Below are 7,622 nucleotides of genomic sequence, written 5' to 3'. Positions count from 1 at the left end.
GTCCGACAGCGCCATGCGCATGAAGTAGGCGCTGGTGAACAGCGCGAACAGGCAGCCTACAACGGCGAGGAAGACACCGAGGCCGATCTTAGCCGTCGGCAGCGCCGAGCGGTCGAGGGCGACAAAATCCTCGGCCATGCCTTGCTCGAGCCATGGCTTCGACATCAGCCGCTGATGGGAAAGCCACCATCCGACAAAGGCGACGACCACCAGCAGGAAGACCAGGATGACGCTCATGCCGGCTCCTTGTAGGTGCCGAAGGAGCCTGGCACGTTCTGCGGAATGAAATCCTCCTTGGCGCCCGGCACGCTGTAGTCATAGGCCCAGCGATAGACGATCGGCAGATCCTTGCCGAAATTGCCGTGGGCCGGCGGGGTTTCGGACGTCTGCCATTCGAGCGTCGTGGCGCGCCAGGGATTGCCGCCGGCCTCACGGCCGTGACGGATGCTCCAGATCAGGTTGAACAGGAACACGATCTGGGCAAAGCCGACGATGAACGCCATGATGCTGATGAAGGAGTTCAGGTGGTGGGCCGATTCCGTCATGATCGTCATGTCGGTCAGTTCGGCATAGCGCCGTGGCAGGCCCACCAGGCCAAGATAGTGCATGGGGAAGAAGATCAGATAGGCGCCGAGGAACGTGACCCAGAAGTGGAACTGGCCGAGCGTCTCATTCAGCATCCGACCGGTTACCTTGGGGTACCAGTGGTAGATTGCGCCGAAAATCACGAGGATTGGAGCGACGCCCATGACCATATGGAAATGCGCAACCACGAACATCGTGTCCGACAATGGAACGTCGACGACGACGTTGCCAAGAAACAGGCCGGTCAAGCCGCCGTTGACGAAGGTGACGATGAAGGCCAGGGCAAAGAGCATCGGTATGGTGAGATGGATGTCGCCGCGCCACAGCGTCAGCACCCAATTGTAGACCTTGATGGCGGTCGGCACGGCGATGATCAATGTCGTGGTGGCGAAGAAGAAGCCGAAATAGGGGTGCATGCCGCTGACATACATGTGGTGAGCCCAGACCACGAAGCTCAGCGCGCCGATGCCGACGATCGCCCAGACCATCATCCGGTAGCCGAAGATGTTCTTGCGCGCATGGGTGCTGATCAGGTCGGAGACGATGCCGAAGGCCGGCAGTGCCACGATGTAGACCTCGGGGTGACCGAAGAACCAGAACAGATGCTGGAACAGGATCGGGCTGCCGCCGCCATGCTGCAGTTGTTCGCCCATCTCGACGATCGCCGGCATGAAGAAGGAGGTGCCGAGCGCACGGTCAAACAACATCATCACGCAGGCGACGAACAGCGCCGGGAAGGCGAGCAGCGCCATGACGGTAGCGGTGAAGATGCCCCAGACCGTCAATGGCAGGCGCATCAGCGTCATGCCCCGCGTGCGGGCCTGCAGCACCGTCACGACATAGTTCAGGCCGCCCATGGTGAAGCCGATGATGAACAGGATCAGTGAGACAAGCATCAGGATGATACCCCAGTCCTGGCCGCCTGGCGTACCGGTCATGATGGCTTGCGGCGGATAAAGCGTCCAGCCGGCACCCGTCGGTCCGCCGGGCGCAAAGAAGCTCGACACCAGAACCACCACGGCAAGCAGATAGATCCAGTAGCTCAGCATGTTAACATAGGGGAAAACCATGTCGCGAGCTCCGACCATCAGCGGGATCAGGTAGTTGCCGAAGCCGCCCAGGAAGAGCGCCGTGAGCAGGTAGACCACCATGATCATCCCGTGCATGGTGATGAACTGGTAATAGGCTTCCGGGGTGATGAAGTCGAACGTGCCGGGGAAACCGAGCTGCAGCCGCATCAGCCAGGACAGCACCAGCGCCACCATGCCGATTGCCGTCGCCGTCGCCGAATACTGGATGGCGATGACCTTGGCGTCCTGCGAGAAGATATACTTCGTCCACCAGCTGTGCGGATGGTAGAGTTCCATTTCCGGGACTTCGGCGGCCGGGACCGCATCTGCAGGCGTGATATCGACCATAGGAGGAGTTCCTCCGTGCCCTTTTCAGCGGGACCCGACAGTTTCGAGTTTTGCCGCAACTTTTAAAGCTGATGCCGTTGCCTTGCCCGGCGCCTGTTGCGCCGAGCCCGTCTGCTGGGGCGCCGACAATTGCGCGAATGTCTGCTGCTGGTCGAGCCAGGCCACATAGTCCTGCTCGGTGTCGACTATGACGATGCCATTCATCAGAGGGTGGCCTTGGCCGCAAAGCTCGGCGCACAGCACCTGGAAGGTTCCTGTCTTGGTCGGCGTGAACCAGAAATAGGTGACCGAGCCCGGGATCATGTCCATCTTGGCGCGGAACTCCGGCACGTAGAAATCATGCAGCACGTCGATCGAGCGGAGCAGCATCTTGACCGGCTTGCCGACCGGCAAATGCAAATCAGCCGCTTCGACCACGACATCGTCCTGACCGTTGGGATCGCCGGCGATCACGCCCAGCGGATTGTCCGCGGTGACCTCGCGGGTGTCGGATCTGCCAAGCTTGCCGTCCTTGCCAGGCAGACGAAAACTCCACTGCCACTGCTGGCCGACGACTTCGACCACGGTTGCGTCGCTGGGAACGTTGACGAACTGGCTCCAGACGAACAGGCCGGGAACCAGCAACGCCGTAACCCCGACCGCGGTGACGATCGTCAGCCACGATTCGAGGCGCTTGTTTTCCGGTTCGTAGGCAGCCCGATTCCCTTCCCGATGACGGAAGCGGAAGACGCAATAGGCCATGAACAGAACCACGGCGGCGAAGACGACACCGGTGATCCAGAAGGTGATGCTGATGGTGTTGTCGATATAGCCCCAGTTCGAGGCAATAGGCGTCCACCACCATGGACTCAGCAGGTGAAACAGCACCGAGCCCACAACGATCAAAACGAGTACAAGCGCTACGGCCATGTCCCGTCCTCCCGGCATTCAAAGGGCGATCGAAGCTGTCCCGGCGAATGCCAAGTTCATCATAGCTCTTTTTGCGATCGAAATTCCAGAGCCGACTATCTTGACGGGAAAAATACCGCCTTTTTGCTACAGCGACCTTCGAGAAGGGCCGTTCCTAGATCAGCAGCAGGCCCTTCATGCTCGAATAGCCCTTGCGCCCGATGATGATATGGTCGTGCACGCCAATGCCCAGCCGCTTGCCCGCCTCGATGATCTCCTTCGTCATTTCGATATCGGCTCGTGAGGGTGTGGGGTCGCCCGACGGGTGATTGTGGACCAGGATGATGGCGGTGGCCGAGAGTTCGAGGGCGCGCCTGACCACCTCGCGCGGGTAAACGGGCGTATGGTCGACGGTGCCTGTCTGCTGAACCTCGTCGGCGATCAGCGCGTTCTTCTTGTCGAGGAACAGGATGCGGAACTGCTCGCGCGCCTCGAAGGCCATGACCGACCGGCAATAGGCAAGAAGCTGTGTCCAGGACGAGAGGACTTCGCGACCCTGCACCTCTCCGCGCGCCATGCGCTGCGCGGTTGCCGCGACGATCTTGAGATCGAGCGCCACCGCAGGGCCAACGCCCTTGACCTCCTGCAAGAGGCCAACCGGCGCCCCGAGCACTTCGGCCAGCGTGCCGAAGCGCGCCAGCAGCGCCTTGGCCGCCGGTTTGGTGTCGGCACGAGGGATCAGGCGAAAGAGCAGAAGTTCCAGAAGTTCGTAATCGGGCAGGGCGTCCGGACCCGCCAGGGCAAAACGCTCGCGCAGTCGGTCGCGGTGACCGAGGTAATGCGGCTTTTCGTCGAGCGTCGCCTTGGCTTTCGCCGCAGGCCGCATCGGCGCTTCGGAGAAGAAACTCCGCTCGTCGTCGTCGTTTGTGTTCCCCATACACCGCCCACATTGCTCCAGCGCAGACATTAGAACTGTTCTGGCCGGGATTGAAACAGTTCTGTTCCCCGATCGCGAGACGCCCCACGGCAGATCGCCATGGCTTTCTCATACAGCAAGATGAAACCACGATTGCGCAACAAAACTTAACATCACTTAACGCATGCGGCCACTTTCACCTGACATGTTGGCGCCATCGGAGGCTCGTTGCCTCGCTATACTGGAGCGCGCATGTTCGCCAAAATTGACTCTGGACTGTTGGCCGGCCGGGCATCTCTCGCGGCCATGGCAATCCTGCTTTCGACGCATTCGGAGGGCGCGCTGGCGGCAGACGCCATTGCGGTGAATTCCGATGATTTTACCCTGCCGCCCGAGCCTTCCCGTTTCGGGCGTTTCGAACAGAAGCTGGCCGACTGGCATGTCGTGCTTGGCGGCGGCGCCATCATCGTCCCCAAATACGAAGGCAGCAATGAGTTCAAGATCATGCCGGTGCCTTTCGTCACGGCGACATTCCTCGACACGGTGACGATCGACCCGACAGGTGCCAACATCGCCGTCTATGAACAAGGACCGTTCGCGTTCAGCGCTCGGCTTGGCTATGAGATGGGCCGCAAGGAAGACGACTCCGACCATCTGCGCGGCTTGGGGGACGTCGACATGGGCGCGACGGTCGGCGTGAAGGCAGCGGCGAAGTTCGGTCCGGCCGAAATATTCGCGCAACTGGACAAGACCATCGGCGGCAGCGATGGCCTGGAGGGCAGGGTGGGGATCGAGGTGACCCGGCCTCTGTCTCAATCGTTGATGATCGGCGCCAGCGCGTCCGCCGTCTTCGCCGACGAAAATTACATGCAGGCCTATTTTGGTGTCACGCCCGAACAATCGGCTCGCTCGGGGCTGGCGCGCTATGATGCCGGTGCCGGTTTGAAGCGCGCCGATTTTTCGATTTCCGCCACATATATGCTCGACGAGAGCTGGATGGTGCGCGGCGAAGCGGGGGTCGGTGTTCTCTTGGGGGACGCTGCCGACAGCCCTGTTGTCCTCGAAAAGATCCAGCCTTCAGGGATGCTTCTCGTCGGATATCGGTTCTGACGCCTACCCAGGCACCAAATGCAGGCTAGACAAACTCCGGAATGGCACAGCAACGGCACCAAAGCGATTTGAGCGCCGAATCCAGGTCGGCCAGGCAAGGTTCGCGCATCCTCATTGTCGAAGACGATCTTGAGATCGCGCGCATGCTGGGCGAGACGCTCACCGACAACGGCATGATCGTGGAAATTGCCGAGAGCGGCGTCCAGATGAACGCCGCGCTTCGCAACCAGAAATTCGATCTCATCGTGCTCGATGTCATGCTGCCGGGCGAAAATGGTCTCAACATCTGCCGCCGTCTTCGTGCCGGAACCAACATTCCGATCCTGATGCTGACCGCGCTCGGCGAGGAAATCGACCGCATCTTCGGGCTGGAAATCGGCGCCGACGATTATGTGACGAAACCGTTCAGCGCGCGCGAACTGACGGCCAGGATACGGGCGCTGCTGCGCCGTACAGCCTATGCTCCAGACGAGCGGGACTGGTCGAAGGTGCTCCGTTTCAACGGCTGGCGCCTCGATCCAATACGCCGGCAATTGCATGACCCCAACAATGCGCGGGTTACGACCACGACGCATGAATTCGACCTGTTGCTTGCGTTTTGTCGCAATGCGGGCCGGGTTCTCTCTCGCGAGGAACTTCTGGGCGTAACCCATGCCGGGCTCGCGGGGCCGATTGAGCGTAGCGTCGATGTCCATATCAGTCGAATCCGCAGGAAGATCGAAAAGGATGCGCGCGATCCGCTGCTTTTGAGGACCGTTCGGTTGGGTGGCTACATCTTCACCGCGACGGTGGAGGAAGCATGAGTGGTATCCTCCGCCGTTTCCTGCCGCAGTCCGTGCGTGGGCAGTTTGTGGCGATCATTTTCATCGCGGTGATCGTGATCATGTTCGTCGGCTCAGTCGTTGAGAGTTTCATCGAGAACGTCGACCTTCCCGCCGCGGAAGATAACGCAAGGCGTGCAGGCGTTGTTGCTGCCTTGTTGCAAGAAACGCCGGCGGAGGCGCGTGGCGCAATTCTGGCGACAGCAAAGCGGGCCGGCTTTGATTTCGAGATATTGCCCAAGGACCAGATACGCGGCATTCCCCAGTCCTATCTGCAATGGCGAAGTGTCGAATGGCTTTTGCGTATCGACAGGGGGACGGTTGATGGACGCTGGCTAAGGATCGGCGGCCGATACGCGTTTGTCATCGACTTGGACCAGCAGGACGTCCTGGCCCATTTCGGCATGCCCGATTCCTGGCTGACATCGGGCCTCGTCCGTGCCTCGTTCTACAGGTTCATGGCTTTCGTCGCCTTGCCCGTGCTGATCTGGCTGTTTGCGGTTTGGGCCGTGACGGATCCATTGAAGCGCATCTCGGCAGCAGTCGGTTCGGCCGAGATTGAGAATGGCGACCAGCTCTTCGTCGAACACGGCTCCATTGAAATGGTGGGATTGGCGCGCGCCCTGAACAGGATGAGGACGCGCATCCGCACGATGATCGAAAACCGCACGCGCATGTTGCGCAGCGTCAGTCATGATCTGCGCACGCCGTTGACGCGGCTGCGGCTTCGCGCCGAGCGTATGGATGATGGCCCCATCCGAACCGCAATCCTGTCCGATGTCCAGCACATCGAAATCTTGATCGACGAGACCCTGACCTATTTGCGCAACGATGTTTCGACGGAGAAGCTGCAACTCGCCGACATTGCCAGCGTTCTGCAAACCGTCTGCGCCGAGTTCTCCGATGTCGGATTTCCTGTCTCATATTCCGGGCCGGACCGGCTCCTGGGCTGGTGCAAGCCCAATGCATTGGCGCGTGCGATCGCCAATCTCTGCGACAACGGGGTCAAATTCGCTGGCAACGTCACGGTCGCCTTGACGGCGACCGGCACGGCGGCGCGCATCACGGTAGGGGACGACGGGCCGGGTATTCCGATGACGGCACGCGCCCGTGTTTTCGAACCATTCTTCAAGGAAGATGCATCGCGCGGCATTGCATCGAAGCATGGCTTCGGTCTGGGCCTGTCGATCGTTGCCGACATCGTCCAGGGTCACGGCGGCAGGATCGAATTGGAGGACAACCAGCCCAGCGGACTGGTCGTCACCATCGATCTGCCGAATGCCGCTGGCGTGCAGTCGGCATAGACGGCCTCCTGCCGGGCAGACGCGCTCTAAGCCGGCAGGCCGGGGCGATCGAGCTTTTTGGGCGACAGCGTGAAAATCTCGCACCCTGTGTCAGTCACGCCGATCGTGTGCTCGTACTGCGCCGACAGCGAGCGGTCGCGCGTCACCGCAGTCCAGCCGTCCGACAGAACCTTCACATGCGGCCTGCCCAGATTGATCATCGGCTCGATGGTGAAGATCATGCCTGGCCGCATCTCGACGCCTTCATTGGCGCTGCCGTAATGCAGGATGTTCGGCGCGTCATGGAACAACTGGCCGACGCCGTGGCCGCAGAAGTCGCGCACCACCGAGCAGCGCTCGCCTTCGGCAAAGGTCTGGATGGCGGCGCCGATGGCGCCGGTGCGGGCGCCAGGCCTGACCGCTGCAATGCCGCGCATCAGGCATTCATGCGTGACTTCGAGCAGGCGCTCGGCGGCGCGCTTGATCGTGCCGACCGGATACATGCGCGAAGAATCGCCGTGCCAGCCGTCGAGGATGTAGGTGACGTCGATGTTGACGATGTCTCCATCCTTGAGCGGCTTGTTGTCGGGAATGCCATGGC

Annotated in this window: 7 protein-coding genes and 1 pseudogene; 3 read left to right on the top strand and 5 right to left on the bottom strand. The window is 60.9% G+C overall.

Annotated elements, in window-relative coordinates; genetic code table 11:
* The 4 genes and pseudogenes from EOD15_RS24065 to radC all read right to left on the bottom strand — a co-directional run.
* Positions 1-237: pseudogene (locus EOD15_RS24065) on the bottom strand (cytochrome-c oxidase); the annotation flags it as partial.
* Positions 234-2,003, bottom strand: a complete 1,770-nt coding sequence (gene ctaD, locus EOD15_RS24060) for a cytochrome c oxidase subunit I (RefSeq protein ID WP_127321124.1) — start codon at positions 2,001-2,003, stop codon at positions 234-236. The pseudogene EOD15_RS24065 and the gene ctaD, both read right to left, overlap by 4 nt.
* 24 nt (positions 2,004-2,027) lie before the next feature.
* Positions 2,028-2,912, bottom strand: a complete 885-nt coding sequence (locus EOD15_RS24055) for a cytochrome c oxidase subunit II (RefSeq protein ID WP_127321125.1) — start codon at positions 2,910-2,912, stop codon at positions 2,028-2,030.
* 154 nt (positions 2,913-3,066) lie between these two features.
* Positions 3,067-3,828, bottom strand: coding sequence for a DNA repair protein RadC (gene radC, locus EOD15_RS24050; protein ID WP_127321126.1), 762 nt, complete (start codon positions 3,826-3,828; stop codon positions 3,067-3,069).
* A 231-nt stretch (positions 3,829-4,059) separates the two neighbouring features.
* On the opposite strand from radC, the gene EOD15_RS24045 reads away from it, so the two are divergent.
* From EOD15_RS24045 to EOD15_RS24035, 3 genes are read left to right on the top strand one after another with little or no spacing between them, the layout of a single operon-like run.
* Complete coding sequence (locus tag EOD15_RS24045) at positions 4,060-4,917, top strand: MipA/OmpV family protein (protein WP_127321127.1); 858 nt, start codon at positions 4,060-4,062, stop codon at positions 4,915-4,917.
* 41 nt (positions 4,918-4,958) lie between these two features.
* Entirely contained in the window at positions 4,959-5,720 is a 762-nt protein-coding gene (locus EOD15_RS24040; protein ID WP_164761794.1) for a response regulator transcription factor, read from the top strand.
* Positions 5,717-7,042, top strand: coding sequence for a HAMP domain-containing sensor histidine kinase (locus tag EOD15_RS24035; RefSeq protein WP_127321129.1), 1,326 nt, complete (start codon positions 5,717-5,719; stop codon positions 7,040-7,042). Before EOD15_RS24040 ends, EOD15_RS24035 begins: the two co-directional genes overlap by 4 nt.
* A 26-nt stretch (positions 7,043-7,068) precedes the next feature.
* Here EOD15_RS24035 and map read toward each other — a convergent pair.
* Positions 7,069-7,622 (bottom strand): type I methionyl aminopeptidase (map, locus tag EOD15_RS24030; protein WP_127408892.1); only part of this gene is annotated, 554 nt, incomplete at its 5' end.

It is taken from the genome of Mesorhizobium sp. M7A.T.Ca.US.000.02.2.1 (assembly GCF_003996995.1).
GTDB lineage: Bacteria > Pseudomonadota > Alphaproteobacteria > Rhizobiales > Rhizobiaceae > Mesorhizobium.
Note: the sequence above shows the minus strand (reverse complement) of the source record. Positions and strands in the feature narration are given on the sequence as shown.

Coding starts and splice junctions, on each gene's coding strand:
- ctaD (WP_127321124.1), bottom strand. CDS start 2,003: ATGGTCGATATCACGCCTGCAGATGCGGTCCCGGCCGCCGAAGTCCCG.
- EOD15_RS24055 (WP_127321125.1), bottom strand. CDS start 2,912: ATGGCCGTAGCGCTTGTACTCGTTTTGATCGTTGTGGGCTCGGTGCTG.
- radC (WP_127321126.1), bottom strand. CDS start 3,828: ATGGGGAACACAAACGACGACGACGAGCGGAGTTTCTTCTCCGAAGCG.
- EOD15_RS24045 (WP_127321127.1), top strand. CDS start 4,060: ATGTTCGCCAAAATTGACTCTGGACTGTTGGCCGGCCGGGCATCTCTC.
- EOD15_RS24040 (WP_164761794.1), top strand. CDS start 4,959: ATGGCACAGCAACGGCACCAAAGCGATTTGAGCGCCGAATCCAGGTCG.
- EOD15_RS24035 (WP_127321129.1), top strand. CDS start 5,717: ATGAGTGGTATCCTCCGCCGTTTCCTGCCGCAGTCCGTGCGTGGGCAG.